General features: G+C 67.4%; 17 protein-coding genes. 8 read left to right on the forward strand and 9 right to left on the reverse strand.

Annotated features, from left to right (window positions below):
- Window positions 1–30 precede the first annotated feature (30 nt).
- Window positions 31–351 carry a thioredoxin TrxA gene (gene trxA / locus ILT43_RS09530; RefSeq protein WP_204198720.1) on the forward strand — a complete coding sequence of 107 codons (321 nt, stop codon included), beginning with the start codon at window positions 31–33 and terminating at the stop codon, window positions 349–351.
- Window positions 348–863, forward strand: a complete 516-nt coding sequence (locus tag ILT43_RS09535; RefSeq protein ID WP_204198721.1) for a hypothetical protein — start codon at window positions 348–350, stop codon at window positions 861–863. The genes trxA and ILT43_RS09535 overlap by 4 nt, the downstream gene beginning before the upstream one ends.
- 99 nt (window positions 864–962) lie before the next feature.
- Here ILT43_RS09535 and ILT43_RS09540 read toward each other — a convergent pair whose 3' ends face one another.
- Entirely contained in the window at window positions 963–1,574 is a 612-nt protein-coding gene (locus tag ILT43_RS09540; protein WP_204198722.1) for a glutathione S-transferase family protein, read from the reverse strand.
- A complete protein-coding gene (gene argJ / locus ILT43_RS09545) occupies window positions 1,574–2,794 on the reverse strand; it encodes a bifunctional glutamate N-acetyltransferase/amino-acid acetyltransferase ArgJ (protein WP_204198723.1) in 1,221 nt (406 codons plus the stop codon). Before argJ ends, ILT43_RS09540 begins: the two co-directional genes overlap by 1 nt.
- Window positions 2,795–2,870: 76 nt before the next feature.
- Here argJ and ILT43_RS09550 point away from each other — a divergent pair, with 76 nt between their 5' ends.
- Together ILT43_RS09550 and secA are read left to right on the forward strand one after the other, a co-directional pair.
- Window positions 2,871–3,176, forward strand: a complete 306-nt coding sequence (locus tag ILT43_RS09550; protein WP_204198724.1) for a hypothetical protein — start codon at window positions 2,871–2,873, stop codon at window positions 3,174–3,176.
- An 83-nt stretch (window positions 3,177–3,259) separates the two neighbouring features.
- Window positions 3,260–6,016 carry a preprotein translocase subunit SecA gene (gene secA / locus ILT43_RS09555; RefSeq protein WP_204198725.1) on the forward strand — a complete coding sequence of 919 codons (2,757 nt, stop codon included), beginning with the start codon at window positions 3,260–3,262 and terminating at the stop codon, window positions 6,014–6,016.
- 118 nt (window positions 6,017–6,134) lie between these two features.
- Here secA and ILT43_RS09560 read toward each other — a convergent pair whose 3' ends face one another.
- Window positions 6,135–6,773 (reverse strand): CC0125/CC1285 family lipoprotein, encoded by a 639-nt coding sequence (locus tag ILT43_RS09560; RefSeq protein ID WP_204198726.1) that lies wholly within the window; start codon window positions 6,771–6,773, stop codon window positions 6,135–6,137.
- A gap of 100 nt (window positions 6,774–6,873) precedes the next feature.
- Complete coding sequence (locus ILT43_RS09565) at window positions 6,874–7,290, reverse strand: secondary thiamine-phosphate synthase enzyme YjbQ (RefSeq protein WP_204198727.1); 417 nt, start codon at window positions 7,288–7,290, stop codon at window positions 6,874–6,876.
- 57 nt (window positions 7,291–7,347) lie between these two features.
- Here ILT43_RS09565 and ILT43_RS09570 point away from each other — a divergent pair, with 57 nt between their 5' ends.
- Window positions 7,348–8,352, forward strand: a complete 1,005-nt coding sequence (locus tag ILT43_RS09570; protein ID WP_204198728.1) for a cation diffusion facilitator family transporter — start codon at window positions 7,348–7,350, stop codon at window positions 8,350–8,352.
- 96 nt (window positions 8,353–8,448) lie between these two features.
- On the opposite strand, the gene ILT43_RS09575 is transcribed toward ILT43_RS09570, so the two are convergent.
- Entirely contained in the window at window positions 8,449–9,183 is a 735-nt protein-coding gene (locus ILT43_RS09575) for a MauE/DoxX family redox-associated membrane protein (protein ID WP_204198784.1), read from the reverse strand.
- A 136-nt stretch (window positions 9,184–9,319) separates the two neighbouring features.
- Between ILT43_RS09575 and modA the strand changes: the two genes are divergently transcribed.
- From modA to ILT43_RS09590, 3 genes are all read left to right on the forward strand, one after another.
- Complete coding sequence (modA, locus tag ILT43_RS09580) at window positions 9,320–10,033, forward strand: molybdate ABC transporter substrate-binding protein (protein ID WP_204198729.1); 714 nt, start codon at window positions 9,320–9,322, stop codon at window positions 10,031–10,033.
- A 659-nt stretch (window positions 10,034–10,692) separates the two neighbouring features.
- Window positions 10,693–11,379: a molybdate ABC transporter permease subunit gene (gene modB, locus ILT43_RS09585; protein ID WP_204198730.1), complete on the forward strand. Its 687-nt coding sequence runs from the start codon at window positions 10,693–10,695 to the stop codon at window positions 11,377–11,379.
- Window positions 11,376–12,134 (forward strand): ATP-binding cassette domain-containing protein, encoded by a 759-nt coding sequence (locus ILT43_RS09590; protein WP_204198731.1) that lies wholly within the window; start codon window positions 11,376–11,378, stop codon window positions 12,132–12,134. The genes modB and ILT43_RS09590 overlap by 4 nt, the downstream gene beginning before the upstream one ends.
- A gap of 341 nt (window positions 12,135–12,475) precedes the next feature.
- On the opposite strand, the gene ILT43_RS09595 is transcribed toward ILT43_RS09590, so the two are convergent.
- The 4 genes from ILT43_RS09595 to ILT43_RS09610 form a co-directional block, all read right to left on the reverse strand.
- Complete coding sequence (locus ILT43_RS09595) at window positions 12,476–13,210, reverse strand: phosphocholine cytidylyltransferase family protein (RefSeq protein ID WP_204198732.1); 735 nt, start codon at window positions 13,208–13,210, stop codon at window positions 12,476–12,478.
- Between the two features lies 1 nt (window position 13,211).
- Window positions 13,212–14,303: an inositol-3-phosphate synthase gene (locus ILT43_RS09600; protein ID WP_204198733.1), complete on the reverse strand. Its 1,092-nt coding sequence runs from the start codon at window positions 14,301–14,303 to the stop codon at window positions 13,212–13,214.
- Complete coding sequence (locus ILT43_RS09605; protein WP_204198734.1) at window positions 14,303–15,178, reverse strand: CDP-alcohol phosphatidyltransferase family protein; 876 nt, start codon at window positions 15,176–15,178, stop codon at window positions 14,303–14,305. The genes ILT43_RS09600 and ILT43_RS09605 overlap by 1 nt, the downstream gene beginning before the upstream one ends.
- A 99-nt stretch (window positions 15,179–15,277) precedes the next feature.
- Window positions 15,278–17,326, reverse strand: coding sequence for an NAD(+) synthase (locus ILT43_RS09610; protein ID WP_204198735.1), 2,049 nt, complete (start codon window positions 17,324–17,326; stop codon window positions 15,278–15,280).
- Window positions 17,327–17,404: the final 78 nt, after the last annotated feature.

The raw sequence follows: 17,404 nt of genomic DNA on the forward strand, positions 1-17,404 counted from the left end.
CGCCCTAGATCGCGTTTCAAGGAGATATACATGGCCACCAAGCAGATCACCGACGCCAGCTTCGACGCCGACGTCCTGAAGTCCGACAAGCCCGTCCTGGTCGATTTCTGGGCGGAGTGGTGCGGGCCGTGCAAAATGATCGGACCGTCGCTTGAAGAGATTTCCGAAGAGCTGGGCGAGCAGGTGACGATCGCCAAGCTGAACATCGACGATAACCCCGATGCACCCGGTCGTTACGGCGTGCGCGGCATTCCAACGATGATCCTGTTCAAGGCCGGTGCTCCCGCCGCGACCAAAGTCGGCGCGGAGCCGAAGGGCCGGATCAAGGCCTGGCTCGAAGGATCGCTATGATCCGCCGGGCGGTGGCAGCGTTACTGACGCTCGCTGCCGCCCCGGCCGCCGTGACGGCCCAAGAGGTGGCACCGGAGTGGACGAGCCCCGAGCACGTGGCCGCCGATGTCGCCGCCGCGACGAGGCGGTCGGATCGGGAGTCCGTGCAGTGGGGATCGTCCCGTCGCTTCCGCGGGTTATGGATCGCGGGCTTCGAAGCGTCCGAGTTCATCGAGGGGGCGGCTACGTTGGCGGACGCTCGACGTCGGTCGCCCACGAGAAGCGCGATCTGGTTCGAGTACGATGATCGCACCGAGGGGGCTGACAGGCTCAGCGCGGCTGCGAAAAGCTATGCTGGCCGGGTGATGCAGGTCGAATTCGAAGGTCGAATGACGGTCGGCCCGAGGATCGTTTCACCGGGTGCTCCGCCGCTCGGCTACGGGCATTTGGGCGGGTCCGCGAGAGAAGTCCTCGTGGACCGCGTGATCCATGTCCGCGACATCGGCGCATTACGGGATGAGCAATCTCGTTAGCGTCGGCAGTGCGCTACTCCATCGTCGCACACTACGTATCGTTCATCAGGACAGAAGCGCTCGACCTTCAGGTTGGTGGACCTGGCGGCCCTAGCAAGATCAGGTCAGTGGGATCATGACGTTCGCCGCGTAGCCGGGGCGGTCGCGCAGTTCCGCGTACCACCGGGCCACGTTCGGCCGGTCGGGGCGCTCGATCGCCAGCGTGAACCAAGTGTGCGCGTAGACGCCCATCGGGATGTCGCCGATCCCGAACATTTCCCCCGACAGCCAGTGATGCTCCGCCAGATGGGCGTCGAGGATCGTCATCAGCTTCGCCGTGGCCTGCGCTGATCGCGCGACCGCGGCGGTGTCCTGATCCGCGGGCTCGCGGCGCACGAGGTTGAAGAACGCGTCGCGCTGGGCGTCGGCAAATCCGTTCTGCCATTCCACCCAACGGTCGCCGAACGCGCGGGTGGCGGCATCGGCGGGGTACCAGCGTTCGTCGCCGTGCTTTGCCGCGAGGTAGCGCAGGATCGCGTTCGACTCCCACAACACGAACCCGTCGTCTTCGATCGTCGGGATCAGCGCATTCGGGTTGAGCGTGCGGTAGGCGGCGTCCATGCCGAAGCGGCCGCCGACGTCATGCCGAACATAGGGCAGCGCCAGTTCCTCGGCGAGCCAGACGACCTTCTTGACGTTGTGCGAATTGAGGCGACCCCAGATCGTGAGCATCAGCTTCGGTAATCCGCGTTGATCGAGATGTAGCCGTGCGTCAGGTCGCAGCTCCAAACGGTAGCACGCCCCTCGCCGAGGTTCAGGTCGACGCCGATCTCGACCTCCTGCCCCTTCAGATGCGAGGCGACCGGTGCTTCGTCATAGCCCTCCACCGCCAGCCCGCCGCTGGCGACTTGCGTCGCGCCGAAGCGGATCGACAGGCTGTCGCGCTCCGCCGGCTCCCCGGCCTTGCCGACGGCCATGACGACGCGACCCCAGTTGGCGTCCTCCCCGGCAATCGCGGTCTTCACTAGCGGCGAGTTGGCGATGCTCATCGCGATGCGGTGCGCGCTGCGATCGCTCTCAGCGCCGTCGACGTCGATGCGGATGAGCTTCGTCGCACCCTCGCCGTCGCGGACGACGAGGAGCGCCAGTTGGCGGCACAGGTCGGCAAGGGCGGCGCGGAAAGCGTCCGCGCCGAGGCTGTCGTCGTCGGTGAGCGGGCGGTTGCCCGCCTTGCCCGTCGCGAAGGCGAGAACGGTGTCGCTGGTCGACGTATCCCCGTCGACGGTGATGCAGGAGAAGCTCGGCGCATTGGCGGCGGTCAGGGCGCGTTGCAGGAAGGCGGGGTCGACCGCGGCGTCGGTGAAGACGAAGCCGAGCATCGTCGCCATGTCCGGCGCGATCATCCCCGATCCCTTGATGACGCCCACGAGGGTGACCGTGCGCCCGTCGACGACGGCAGTGGTGCTGGCACCCTTGGGGAAGGTGTCGGTGGTGCCGATCGTCTCCGCCATGTCGAGCCAGCCGCAGGGAGCGGCGGTGAAGGCCGCGTCGAGGCCGGCTTCGGCCTTGTCGACGGGCAGCGGCACGCCGATGACGCCGGTCGAGGCGACGAACACGTCGGAGGGCTTGCAGGCGTGGGTGGCCGCGACGCGCGCGGCGATCGCCTCCACCGCCGCGCGGCCGCGGCTGCCCGTGAAGGCGTTGGAATTGCCGGCGTTCACCACGAGCGCGCGGGCCGTACCCAGCGTGAGCGCGGCGCGGCACCACTCCACTTCGGGCGAGGGGCACCTGCTCTGGGTCAGGACTCCGGCGACGGTCGTACCCTCCGCCAGCGTCACGAAGGTCAGGTCGCACCGATCCCACGTTTTATACCGCGCGCGCGAAACGCGGAGTTCGACGCCATCGATCGGCGGCATGTCGGGGAAGGGGGTGGCGAGCGGGGAAGTCTGCATGCGCGTGCGATAGAGCGACGGGCGTCGCGGCGCCAGCGGCCGGTTCGACTGGTGCCGACGCTATGCTGACGGTGGAATGCTGACGGTGGACGTTTCGGTGCGTCACGCTTATGTCGGGCGGCGCATGAACCTGTTGCTGCTCCTGTCTGCCCTGTTGTCCGCGCTGACCGGCGTCGGCGGCAGCGTGCGTTCGCCGGACGTGGCGCAGGCGGTGGCGGGCAGCGTGCGGGCTGTCGACGCCGTCGCGGTGCGGCAGCGGGTAGCGACGAGTCGCCCCACGCAGGCGCTGCCGGTGCTGACGATCGCCGCGGCGATGCCGCTGTCGGTCGTGCTGCCGCTCGCCGTGCGCGAGCCATTGTGGGCGGGCCGCCGGCGCGAATAGCCGCGGCGTCCGTCTTCATCCCTTGTTTCAGCGCGGACCCTAAAGAGGGCGCCCGCGCCTTCTCGATATCAGGAATCCCGCCCATGTTCGGTGGCCTCGCCAAATCCATCTTCGGGTCGTCCAACGACCGTTACGTCAAGTCGCTCAACCCCCTGATCGCCAAGATCGCCTCGTTCGAACCGACGCTACAGGTGCTCGACGATGCCGGGCTCGCCGCGCAGACGGTGAAATTCCGCGAGCAACTGGCGAACGGTGCGAACCTCGACGACCTGTTGCCGGAGGCGTTCGCGACCGTCCGCGAAGCGGCGCGGCGCGTGCTGGGCCAGCGGCATTACGACGTGCAGATGATCGGCGGCATCGTTCTCCACCGCGGCGAGATCGCGGAGATGCGGACCGGCGAGGGCAAGACGCTGGTCGCGACGCTGGCGACATACCTGAACGCGCTGCCCGGCAAGGGCGTCCACGTCGTGACGGTGAACGATTACCTCGCCAGCCGCGACGCCGCCTGGATGGCGCAGGTCTATGGCTTCCTGGGCCTGACCACCGGCACGATCATCCCCAACCTGACCGACGAGCAGCGCCGCGCCGCCTATGCCGCGGACATCACCTACGGCACGAACAACGAGTTCGGCTTCGACTATCTGCGCGACAACATGAAGTACGACCGCGGATCGATGGTGCAGCGGCCGTTCAACTTCGCGATCGTTGACGAGGTCGATTCGATCCTGATCGACGAGGCGCGCACGCCGCTGATCATCTCCGGTCCCACCGACGACAAATCCGACCTGTATCTGAAGGTCGACGCGGTCGTGAAGCAGTTCGAACCGGAGAATTACGAGAAGGACGAGAAGCAGAAGTCGATCATCCTGACCGAAGACGGCACCGAGCGCGCCGAGCGGATGCTGGAGGCGGCCGGGCTGTTGCAGGGCGAGAACCTGTACGATTTCGAGAATACGCAGGTCGTGCATCACCTGAACCAGGCGCTGCGCGCGAACATGATGTTCAAGGCGGATACCGACTATATCGTCAAGGACGGCAAGGTCATCATCATCGACGAGTTCACCGGTCGCATGATGGACGGCCGGCGCTGGTCGGACGGCTTGCACCAGGCGGTCGAGGCGAAGGAGGGCGTCGAGATCGAGCCCGAGAACCAGACGATGGCCTCGATCACGTTCCAGAACTACTTCCGCATGTACCCCAAGATCGGCGGGATGACGGGCACGGCGGCGACCGAGGCGGCCGAGTTCTACGACATCTACAAGATCAACGTCGTGTCGATTCCGACCAACGTCCCCGTCCAGCGGGTCGACGAGGAGGACGAGTTCTACAAGGATACGCAGGACAAGTTCCGGGCGATCGCCAAGAAGATCCGCGAGCATGCCGAGAAGGGCCAGCCCGTGCTGGTCGGCACCGTGTCGATCGAAAAGTCGGAGATGCTGTCCGAATTCCTGACCGAGGAAGGCGTCGATCACAAGGTGCTGAACGCGCGCTATCACGAGATGGAGGCGCACATCGTCGCTCAGGCCGGGCGCAAGTCCGCCGTGACGATCGCGACCAACATGGCGGGTCGCGGCACGGACATCCAGCTTGGCGGCAACCTCGAATTCCGGATGAACGACGAGCATCCGGAATTCGACCCCGGCACGCCCGAGTACGAGGCGATCGCCGAGCGGGTCCGCGCCGAGATCGTCGCGGAGAAGGCGGCGGTGCTGGCGAATGGCGGACTGTTCGTGCTCGGTACGGAGCGGCACGAGAGCCGGCGCATCGACAACCAGCTGCGTGGACGTTCCGGTCGCCAGGGCGACCCGGGCCTGTCACGCTTCTATCTCTCGCTGGACGACGACCTGTTGCGTATCTTCGGTCCCGACACCTTGTTCGCCCGGATGATGCGGTCGAACATGGAGGACGGCGAGGCGATCGGCAGCAAGTGGCTGACCAAGGCGATCGAAACCGCGCAGAAGAAGGTCGAGGCGCGCAACTACGACATCCGCAAGCAGGTCGTCGAATATGACGACGTGATGAACGACCAGCGCAAGGTCATCTACGAACAGCGCGCCGACATCATGGATGCCGATGCGGAGGCCGTGAACGACATGGTGTCCGACATGCGGGCGGAGACGGTGAACGTCGTCGTGAGCGACAGTTGTCCGCCCAATTCGTATCCCGAGCAGTGGGATGTCGAAGGCATGCGGACCAAGCTCTCCGAGCTGCTGGCGTTCGAGCCGCCGCTGGACGAGTGGTTGAAGGAAGAGGCGATCGATCCGGAGATCGTCGAGCACCGCGTGCAGGAAGCGGCCGACGCGGCGATCGCGGAGAAGTCGGCGCAGCTCGATCCGGAGACGTGGACGCAGGTCGAGAAGTCGATCCTGCTCCAGAATCTGGATCACCACTGGAAGGAGCATCTGGCGACGCTCGATGCGCTGCGTCAGGTCGTCCACCTGCGGGCCTATGCTCAGAAGACGCCGATCAACGAGTATAAGCAGGAGGCGTTCTCGCTGTTCCAGCGGATGCTCGACACGATCCGCGAGGATGTGACGCGGACCGTCTCGCACGCCAATTTCCAGTTCCAGGCGGCACCGTCGCTTCCCGATCTGCCGGATTTCATCACGACGCATTTCGACCCGTTCACGGGCGAGGACAATTCGGCCGATATCGACGGGGGCAGCCGTGGCTATGTCACGACGACGCTGCCGCCGCTCCAGATCGTGCGGCCCGAGGCGGCGGAGATCGGCGAGGACCCGGCGGAGTGGGAAGGCCGCGTCAGCCGCAACGCGCCGTGCCCGTGTGGGTCGGGGCAGAAGTACAAGCATTGCCACGGACAGGTCGCGGCAATGGGGTGAGGCGGTCGCTGCGCTGTTCCCCTGCCTTTGGGGCGGAGAGCAGCGACACCACCCCATACAACAGAAAAGCCCCGCCGGATCGCTCCGGCGGGGCTTTTCTGTTTCCCGGTGCGTCGGATCAGCGGCGACGCTGGTCCGGCAGGATCACCGACGGGCCGATCGAATCGACGACGCGGCGAGCGTCGAAGGCGCGGATGTTGTCGCGGGGGATCGGGCCCTTGCGCATCACGATCTCCGCGGTGGCTTCGTAGCGATCGATCGTGCGGACGTCGAAGTCGTTGCCCCACGGACCACCGCCGAAGCCGCCGCCCCACCAAGGGCTCCACCCGAAGCCGCCGCCGCCGAAGCCGCGACCACGGACGCGCCACGACGGACCCCAATAGCCGCCGAAGCCGCCATAGCCCCACGGACCGCCAACGCCCGGCGTCGAGAAGGTGCGCGACTGAAGGTTGGTGTCGCGGTCGGCCATGACGAAATAGTCGAAGCCCTGCTGCAACGTCAGTTCGGCGGAGCGGAAGAACAGATAGCGTTCGACCGTATCGCGCTCCGTCACGCTGTTGCCGGCGAAGCTGACCAGGAAGCGGTTCGGCTCGATCTGCCGATCGCTGTAACCCTGGCGGTTGAAGCCCTGACCCGTCGCCGGACGATATCGGGTTTCCGTCGCACACCCTGCGACGAGAAGGGTCGATGTGGCGAGAGCCGCCACCACGGCCTTGCGGCCGAACATTGTGGCCTTGCGGCCCGACAAAAATGCCATGTTCCACGTCTCCGTTCGCGGCCGATGCGGCGAACCGCCCGGTATTAGCCGTCGAAGGTGGAACGAGCGATGAACGGCTTGGCTCCCGTTCAGCGAACGATCATTCGCCGAGCATGTGCAGCGCCAGCGTGCGGCGGTGGGGGCGGCGCCTGTGTTCGAAAAGATAGATGCCCTGCCACGTGCCCAACGCCAACGCGCCGTCGATGACCGGGATACTCAGCTGCGTCTGCGTCAGCGCGCTCCGGAGGTGGGCGGGCATGTCGTCCGGCCCTTCGTCGTCATGCTCGTAGTCCGAGCTTTCGGGGGCGATTCGGGCGAAATAGCGCTCGACGTCGCGGCGGGCGGCGGGGGCGGCATTCTCCTGGATCAGCAGCGACGCGGAGGTGTGGCGGCAGAATATCGTCAGCAGGCCGGTGTCGTAACCCTCGCCGTCGAGCCAGCTCGCGATCTGGCGCGTGACCTCGTGCATTCCCTGCCCCGGTGTGGCGATCGTCAGCATCGTGGTGGATTGGCGCATGGGGGGCATAACCGCCGGCTTCTCCGATCGCTCCCGCACGGCTAAGGCTTCGAGTACATGGACGACCACGACCACTCGCAGCACGACCATTCTTCGCACCGGCACGGTCATGGCCATTCGCACGGTCACGGCCATTCACACGGCGGGGGTCATTCTCACGGGGCAGGCCACGTCCACGGCGGCGGCAACAAGCAGGCGGTGCTGATCGGCTTCGTGCTGACGGCGGGCTTCATGATCGCCGAGGTGATCGGCGGCTACGTCTCCGGGTCGCTGGCGCTGATCGCGGATGCCGGCCACATGCTGACCGATGCCGCGGCGCTGGGGCTGGCGTGGCTGGGGTTCCGGATGGCGACGAAGCAGCCCGACGAGCGGCGGTCGTTCGGCTATGCCCGGTTCGAGGTGCTGGCGGGATTCGTCAATGCGCTGGCGCTGTTCGGGGTGACGATCTGGATCGTCGTCGAGGCGGTGCAGCGGATCAACGATCCGCACCCGGTGCTGGCCGGGCCGATGCTGGCGATCGCGGTGCTGGGCCTGCTGGTCAATTGCCTCGTCTTTGCGATCCTGATGCGGGCCGATCGTGAGCATCTGAACATCCGCGCCGCCATCGTCCATGTCGCCGGCGACCTGCTCGGCTCCGTCGCGGCGATCGTCGCGGCGGGGGTGATCTGGGTCAGCGGCTGGACCCCGATCGACCCGATCCTGTCGGTGCTGGTGTCGCTGCTGATCCTGCGCAGCGCGTGGGCGCTGCTGACCTCGTCGTTGCACATCCTGCTGGAGGGGGTGCCGGAGGGGCTGGATGCGGCACGGCTGGAGGCGGATATCGCCGCGACCGTGCCCGGCGTTATCGGTGTCCACCACGTCCATCTGTGGTCGCTGAGTTCGGGCAAGACGCTGGCGACGCTGCATGTCGACATGGCGGAGGGCGGCGACCAGCCGGCGATCCTGCGACAGGTGAAGACGTTGCTGACGAACCGCTATGCGATCGGTCACACGACGATCCAGATCGAATCGGCCGGGGCGTGCGTCGATAAGGAATTCAAAGACTTGGCCGCGGAAGGTTAGGCTAAGGTTAGGCCAACGCGGTATGGTCGCGGTGGTCGTTCCGGCCCGTTCCAACGACCATCCTTATCGCAGATCCGGGCCGTGTAGGACAGGCCGTCAGCCCGCGACGAGCATCGCCAGCGCCATCGCGACCATCATCACATTTTCGGTCAGCGACACGAAGCCGAGCGGCACGTTGCTGCCACCGCCGACACAGGCGCATTTGAGGGAGCGACGCTCGACATAGACGGCCTTGTAGACCGACACCGCGCCGATCGTGCCGATCACCAGCGCGACCGGGATCGACAGCCAGTGGAGCGCACCGGCGAACATCAGCACGCCCGCCATGAGTTCGGCATAGGGGTAGATATAGGCGTAGGGCACCCAGCGGCGCGCGAGCAGGTCATAGCCGAGGAACATCGACGAGAAGCTGTCGATATCCTGCAACTTCAGCATCGCCAGCAGGCACATCGCCGCCGCGATGAACCGTCCGAGCGTTCCCCAGCCCAGCAGCGGCGCGGCGATCAGGTGGCTGGCGGCGAGCGCGAGCAATGCGGCGACTGCAAAAACGGCGATGACGGGCGTGTAGGTCGTCGCCTTCGGGTCGCGGACGTGCAGGCCGAAATGACGGCGAAGATCGTCGTTGCCGCCGATGCGCCGGCCGTCGACGAAGACTTGCGGTGTGGTCTTCACGCCGTGTTGGGCCTTGAACGCGTCCTGTTCGGCGCGGGTCGTCAGCCAATGGTCGTCGACTACGTAGCCCTTGCGCCTCAGCAGGTCGCGCGCCTTCAGGCCGAAGGGGCAGACATGGTCTGGCATGACCATGCGGTAGATCGTCGCATGCTTGCTCATCATCGGGACATTGGGGCAATCGACAAGCGATCAAGGGCTTGCCGCGGCGGTGAGGCGTTGTATCCGTACGAATATGATAATGACCCGTCGATCCGCGCTTGGTGGCTTTGCTCTGGCCCTTGTCGGGAGCCTTGCCGTGCCGGCCTCCGCGCAGACGCCGCCGCCGCTAACGGTGTTCGCGGCGGCGTCGCTGACCGATGCGATGCAGGCGGTGGGCCGCGCCTATCAACGGCGTACGGGGCAGGCGGTGCGCTTTTCCTTCGCGGCGAGCGGGACGATCGCGCGGCAGATCGCGGCGGGTGCGCGCGCGGACGTATTCGTGTCTGCGGACGAGCGATGGATGGACGAACTGGCGCAGGGCGGTCGGCTGATGCCGGGCATGCGGCGCGACCTGCTCGGCGGACGGCTGGCGCTGATCGCACCCCGAACGAGCCGGGTGCGACTGACGATCCGAACTGGCTTCGCGATCGGCTCGGCGCTGGGTGACGGGCGGCTGGCGATCGGGCAGCCCGATGCGGTACCGGCGGGGCGCTATGCGCAGGCGGCACTGACCCGGTTGGGCGTGTGGGGACAGGTCGCGCGGCGGCTCGCGCCGGCGGCGGACGTGCGCGCGGCGCTGTCCTATGTCGCGCGCGAAGAGGCGCCGCTGGGCGTGGTGTATGAAAGCGATGCGGCAGCGGAGCCGGGCGTGCGGGTGGTCGGGCTGTTTCCGGCGGCGAGCCATCCGGCAATCGTGTATCCGGCGGCGGTGGTGAAAGGGGCGGGGCCGGGGGCCGCTCGCTTCTACCGGTATCTGGGTGGGGGCGAGGCGCAGGCCATTTTTCGCCGGTTCCGGTTTCGGGCGGTTTGAGAGTTTGGGGCGATGCTTGGCCCTGCGGCACTCAGGCGTTCGTTATGCCGGGCCTGTTACGGCATCCACCGTTCGGCGCGATCATCTGCCGGCAGGCTTGCTGTGCCGTGGATGCCGGGGCGAGCCCGGCAGGGCGTTGGAGGCGTGATGCGGCAGGGTGGGGCGGTGAGGGTGATCGTCGGCGATCGATTGGATTGTTCTGCGTTCCTTTCAGAGGTTCGTTGCGCAGCAGGTCTGATGCCTGTCCCCGAGGCACCACCCCGGCAGAGGCCGGGGTCCAGTTGGGCCACGTTCTCGGTCGATTATGGCCGACGAGGCGACTGGACCCCGGCCTTCGCCGGGGTGGCAGAAGAGGGTTTTGCAACGATCCTCTTCAGGGGATCGCTGGATGAGGGTTCTCAACATGCGGCGGGCTTGCGGAAGCGCCCCACCCCCGGCTCCTCCCCTGAAGGGGAGGGGAGAGCGAGTTTGTCTTTGCGCCTCGACCTGTGCTCCCGCGCAGGCGGGAGCCTAGTGCTTTCCTCGGTAGCGACATCCTGTTTGTCCACTGGACTCCCGCTTTCGCGGGAGCACGGGAGGGGAGCCGATGAACTCTCGCCTTGGGAGCACGGGCGCGGGGCCGATGAGCCTAGGCAGAAGCACCGGAGCGAGCGCGCGCCTTGTTGACGGCGGCGGAATGGGAGGCGTTGCGCCTGACGCTGCTCGTGGCCGGTGAGGCGACCGTGTTCGGGATGATCGCGGCGGTGGGGTTTGCGTGGGTGCTGGCGCGGTACCGGTTCCCCGGGCGGGTGCTGCTGGATGCGGGGCTGCATGCACCGTTGATCCTGCCGCCGGTCGTCGTCGGTTTCGTGCTGCTGGCGATCTTCGGGGTGCAGGGGCCGGTCGGGCGGTGGCTGGACGCGTGGTTCGGAGTGCGGCTGGCGTTCACCAGCGCGGGTGCGGCACTGGCGGCGGGAGTCTGTGCGTTTCCGCTGATGTTGCGCAGCGTGCGGCTCGCCATCGAGGGGGTCGATCCGAAGCTGGAGGAGGCGGCGCAGAGCCTGGGCGCGGGGGCATGGGACCGGGCGGTCACGATCGTGCTGCCGCTGGCGTGGCCGGGGCTGGTCGCGGGCGCGGTGGTCGGATTTGCGGCGGCGTTGGGCGAGTTCGGCGCGGTCATCACCTTCGCCGCGAGTATTCCGGGAGAGACGCAGACGCTGCCGCTGGCGATCTATGCGGCGTTGCAGGTGCCCGGCGGCGAGGCGACGGCGGCGCGGCTGTCGGCGATTGCCTTCGCGCTGGCGATCGCCGGGCTGGTCGCGTCGGAGGCGTTGTTGCGGTTCGGGCGTCGGGGGGCGGGCGCATGAGGGTCGCCGTGCGGCAGCGGCTGGGCGCGTTCCGGCTCGACGTGGCGTTCGAGGGGCCGGAGGATGGGGTGACGGTGCTGTTCGGCCCGTCCGGCGCCGGCAAGTCGGCGACGCTGGCGGTGGTGGCGGGGCTGACGCGGCCGGACGAGGGCGTCGTCGCGGTGGGCGAGCGGATGCTGACCGATACCGCGGCGGGCGTGTTCGTGCCGGCGGAGCGACGGCGGATCGGCGTGGTGCATCAGGATGCGCGGCTGTTCCCGCATCTCTCGGTCGAGCGGAACCTGGCCTATGGGTGGAGCCGGGCCAAAGGCGAGCGGCGGATCGGGTGGGATGCGGTGGTCGACGTGCTGGCGATCCGGCCGCTGCTGGGGCGGTCGCCGCGCGATCTGTCGGGCGGCGAGCGTCAGCGGGTGGCGCTGGGCCGCGCGATGCTGAGCCAGCCGACGCTGTTGTTGCTGGACGAGCCGGTGTCCGCGCTGGACGCGGCGCGGCGCGGCGAGGTGCTGGGCTTCGTTGCGGAACTGAAGCGGCGGTTTGCGATGCCGATGCTGTACGTGACGCACAGCGCCGACGAGGCGCGGACGGTGGGCGATCACCTCGTGCGGATCGAGGCGGGGCGGGTCGTCGGTGAGGGTGCGCCGGGGGTGATGTTGCCGGTGGACGATGTGGTGGGGGAGGTGGTCGCGCCGGGGCTGGTGCGGGTTGCGGAGGACTGGGCGGTGGGGCGGTCGGTGTGGGTTCGGTTGGAAGGGTAGCGGGTTGCGGTGGGGCGTGTCGCTGTGTGGCGAGGCTTTCCCCATCCCCCTGAGGAGAGCGGGTGTCTCGATGGATCGACTGCGCCGATCGGCCGGTTCGCCGATTTGGCAGGCTGAATTGACGGCGGGCATTGTTCACGTGGCCCGATTCGTCATCCCAGCGAACGCTGGGATATCCGTCGATGGCACTGGTCCATTCCACGAGGAGATCCCAGCTTTCGCTGGGATGACAATCGTATGTCGGGGGGCGCTCTCCGCCTTGAGACGGAGGCGCTGCCGATCGCCAGTGGACCTCACCCCTCCCTTGCTTTGCTCCTCCCTCCCTCTCCGGAAGGGAGAGATTAAGCCGCCCGCGCGAGCATCCAGTCTTCGGCTTTCGCGAGCGCCGCCGCGTCGTCGACGTCGATCCAGTCGAGATCGCTGCAATCCACGGTGAAGGCGCGGGCGTCGGCAGCGAGCAGGCGCATGCCGTCGGTCAGCGACGGTGCGGGGAGGCTGGCGAGCGCGTCGAACAGCGCCGGGCCGATCGCGAAGACGCCGGTGTCGTACGCGTCAGCATCGGCCATGCCGCCCGCCGCGAGTTTGCCGATCTCGACGATCGCATCGCCCTGGGTGCGGACCCAGGTGACGTCGTCGGGATCGACCCAGGGATGGCCGAGGCGGCGGTCGATGCCCAGCGTCGTGCCACCGCGCGCGCCGGTCGCGGCGAGGCGGGCATAGAGGCTGGGCGAGACCAGATGGTCGCACATCGCCAGTACCGCTTCCTCGCCGCGCAAGGCCGGGGCTGCCGCGAGGACGGAGACACCGTTGGGCTCGCGGTGGTCGCGGGTCATGACGGTGTCGACCGTCAGCGGCCAGTCGCGCGAAGCGAGGTGATCGGCGATCGCCTCCGCGCCGTAGCCGAGCACGACGACCGCGCGAGTCAGCCCGGCCTCCGCCATGCCGCACAGCGCGTGGTCGATCAGGGGGCGACCGCCGACCGGGCATAGCGGCTTGTAGGGCGCGCTGCCCCGCAAGCGGCTGCCGTGGCCGGCGGCGAGCAGGACGCCCGTCCGGATCGCCCCCGTGTCGTTCATCTCACGCAGCCGCGATGAACTTCTCGACCTCGATCTGGGCGATGTCGTCGGTCATCTGCGTGCGCGGATGCTTGCAGAAATAGGCCGAGGCGGGGTCGATGACGCCGCCGATGCCGCGGTCGACCGCGATCTTGGCGCAACGGATCATGTCGATCGCGACGCCCGCGGAGTTCGGCGAATCCTCGACCGACAGGCGCAGCTCCAGGTTCATCGGCACGCCACCGAACAGCTGGCCTTCCATGCGCAGGAAGCAGACCTTGTTGTCGTTCTGCCAAGGCACGTAATCGCTGGGGCCGATGTGCACGTTGTCGTCGTCCAGACGCTCGGCGGCGACGGACTGCACCGCCTCCGTCTTGCTGATCTTCTTCGACGCCAGACGGCGATGGTTCGACATGTTCAGAAAGTCGGTGTTGCCGCCGGTGTTGAGCTGGTAGGTGCGGTCCAGCTTCACGCCGCGCTTGGCGAACAAATCGGTCAGCACGCGGTGGACGATCGTCGCGCCCAGCTGGGCCTTGATGTCGTCACCGACGATCGGCACGCCGGCATCCTCGAACCGCTTCGCCCAGACCGGGTTCGACGCGATGAAGACGGGGATGTTGTTGACGAAGGCGACGCCCGCCTCGATCGCGCATTCGGCGTAGAACTCCGTCGCCTCCTGGCTGCCGACGGGCAGATAGTTCATCAGCACGTCCGCGCCCGACGCCTTCAGCTCGGCCACGACCTGTTCCTTGGTCGGCTGCGTGTCGTTGGCGACGATGAAGGTGCGATCCTCCTTGAAGTCGGCCATGTGCTCGGCGACGCCGTCCAGCACCGCCCCCATCTTCACGATGGTGCCGGTGGCGGGCAGGTTCGCGGCGAACACGGCGGTGCAGTTGGGCTTGGCGAAGACCGCTTCGGCCACGTCCTTGCCGACCTTGCGCTGGTCGACGTCCCACGCAGCGACGACCTTGATGTCGCTCGGCTTATAGCCGCCGACTTCCCAGTGCATCAGCCCCACGGCGTCGTTGGTGCCTTCGCGGTAATATTCCAGGCCCTGCACGAGCGAGCTGGCGCAGTTGCCGATCCCGACGATCGCGATACGGATAGTGCCCATTATTGTCCCTGTTCCTTGACAAGATACTGTGCCGCCGACGCCTCGGTCGCGGCTGGAGAGATGTGGTTCCGGAACGTCCGCTCCACCCGGCGATGCCAGGCGAGGCCGGCGATCGCGACGAATGTGAGCGGCACGATCTCGAACCACCAGAAAAGACGCGGGTCGCCCATAAGGCATGCCACGAAAATCGCCAGCACCCGCATGTTCGCGGTTTCGAGCGACAGGAGCCGCATCGGCGGTACGGCGGCGTCGCCGTAGCGGCGGCCGAGCGCGACGGGATCCGCGCTGCCCGCCAAGTCGCGCTCGAACGCGCCGGCCATGCGGTCGGGCACGCCGGCGAACCAGTCGTAGAAGCGGACGAGTGCGTTGCCGGCCGCGGTCGGCACCGCCATGCGCGCCACGCCCTTGATGCGGCGATGGAAACGGGTGCGCTCCCCCTCGTACAGGCTGGATTGCACCGCGTGGGCGATACCGGCGGCGGTGGCGAGAACCCAGCCCTCGACCGTGCCGACCGTGAAGGCGAGCGAGACGTAGATCAGCGCGAAGACGCCGTGGTCGCACAGCCCGTCGAGCATGCGGCCCAGAGCGCTCGACGTGCCGGTCGCCCGCGCGACCATCCCGTCGAGGCCGTCCGCGATCAGCCAGCCGATCGACAGCACCAGCCCCAGCAGTTCGAAGAACGGCCGGTCGAACTGCGCATAGCTGAGCGCCGCCGCGGCCCCGAGCGCGAGGCCGGCCACCGAGACCGCATTGGCGGACACGCCGCGCCGAATCGCCCAGGGCAGCAAGAGGCGCCCGGTGGGATGGATCAGCCAGAGATTGGATGGGTCCTCGATCCGGCGATCGCGCGACCCGTCCGGTGGAGGCACTGTCATGGGATTTTCACATGCTCCAGCCAGGAACATTTGGCAACGTGGCGAATTGGTAACAATCGGCTAATCGTTAACGGTTCGTCGCTTCCCAAAATCCCGAATTTACGGGCAGTTGGCCGCGAGTTCGTCGAGCCAGACGCGCGCGGTGCCGTCCGACGGCGCTCGCCAATCGCCGCGTGGGCTGACCGCGCCGCCCGACGACACCTTCGGCCCGTTGGGAAGTGCCGAGCGCTTGAACTGGCTGGTGCGGAAGAAGCGATCGAGGAATTTTTCCAGCCAGAACCGGATCGTGGGCAGGTCGTAGGCGACGCGCGCATCCTCCGGGAAGTCCGCGGGCCAGCGCCCCGCGTCCGCGTCGCGCCACGCATGCCACGCCAGGAAGGCGATCTTCGACGGGGCGAGGCCGTGGCGCAGCACGTAATGCGCGAAGAAGTCGTTGAGTGCATAGGGTCCGATCTTCGACTCGGTCGATTGCAGCGCGCCGTCCGCCCCGGCGGGTACCAGTTCGGGGCTGATCTCCTGCGCCAGAATGCCGGCGAGCACCTGATTGGTGGCCTCGTCATACTGGCTGGTGCGGATGCACCAGCGGATCAGGAACTGGATCAGCGTCTTCGGCACGCCGGCGTTGACCGCATAATGGCTCATGTGGTCGCCGACGCCATAGGTACACCAGCCGAGCGCCAGTTCGCTGAGATCGCCGGTGCCGAGCACCAACCCGCCACGCTGATTGGCGAGACGGAACAGATAATCCGTGCGCAGGCCCGCCTGAACATTCTCGAAGGTCACGTCGTAGACCGGCTCGCCGCGTCCGAACGGGTGATCCATGTCCTTGAGCATCTGGGTCGCGGCGGGGCGGATGTCGATCTCGTCCGCGACGATGCCGAGCGCGCGCATCAGCGCCCAGGCATAGGCCTTGGTGCCCTCGCCGGTGGCGAAACCGGGCATGGTGAAGCCGAGGATATCGGAGCGCGGCCGGTCGAGCCGGTCCATCGCCTTCGCCGCGACGATCAGCGCGTGCGTCGAATCGAGCCCACCCGACACGCCGATCACCAGCGTCTTCGATCCGGTCGCGGACAGGCGCTTCGCCAATCCCTCGACCTGGATGTTGAAGGCCTCGTAACAGTCGGCGTCGCGCTTGTCCGGGTCGTTGGGAACGAACGGAAAGCGGCGGACATCGCGTTCCAGTCCGGTGTCGCCAGCATCTTCACCATGTTGGAAGCCGATGCGGCGGAAGCGGGTTTCGGGATGGCCGGCGAACATCGCCGCATCGTTGAAGGTGCCGAAGCGGGTCCGCTCCTGCAACAGCCGCTCGGCATCGATGTCGGCGACGGCGAGTTCGGGCGCGTAGCCGAAACGGCTCGATCCGGCGAGCAACTCGCCGAGTTCGTAGATCAGCCCCTGACCGTCCCATGACAGGTCGGTGGTGCTCTCGCCCGGTCCGGCGGCGGAATAGACATAGGCGCAGATGGCACGCGCCGATTGCGCGGCGGCGAGCAACTGCCGCTCGCGCGCCTTGCCGATGACGATGTTGCTGGCGGACAGGTTGCAGCAGATCAGCGCCCCCGCCAGCGCACCGGCGGTGGAGGGCGGGGTGGGTGCCCAGTAATCCTCGCAGATCTCCGCGTGAAAGGTGAAGAAGGGCAGGTCGCTGGCGGCGAAGAACAGGTCGACGCCGAACGGCACGTCCTCCCCGTCGATCGCTATCGTCAGCCCGTGGAGCCCCGCACCGCTGACGAACCAGCGCTTCTCGTAATATTCGCGGTAGTTGGGCAGGAACGTCTTGGGCACCACGCCGAGGATACGGCCACGCGCGATGACAACCGCGCAATTGTACAGGCGACCCGCCCGCTCGATCGCCGCGCCGACGATCAGCACGGGCTTCAGGTCGCGGCTGGCATCGCGTACCGCGACGATCGCCGCCAGCGACGCGCTCTGTTGCGCCGATTGCAGATGCAGATCGTCGATCGCGTAGCTGGTCAGGTTTAGTTCCGGGAACACGACGAGGTCGACGCCGCGATCATGCGCGGCCCGGGCGAGCGCGATCGCCGCCGCCGCATTGGCGGGCGCGTCGCCGACACTGGCCGGCGGCGTCGCCGCGGCGACACGGACCATGCGCTGGCGGTGAAGAGCGTAGAACGGGTGCGTGGTCATGGCCGGCGGAATAGCGCGGGTGAGAGCGGGGCGCTATGATTCAGGATGGTCGGGTTAGGCGGGTGGAAGTTACCGAGC

It is taken from the genome of Sphingomonas longa, assembly GCF_016892685.1.
Classification (GTDB): Bacteria; Pseudomonadota; Alphaproteobacteria; order Sphingomonadales; family Sphingomonadaceae; genus Sphingomonas; species Sphingomonas longa.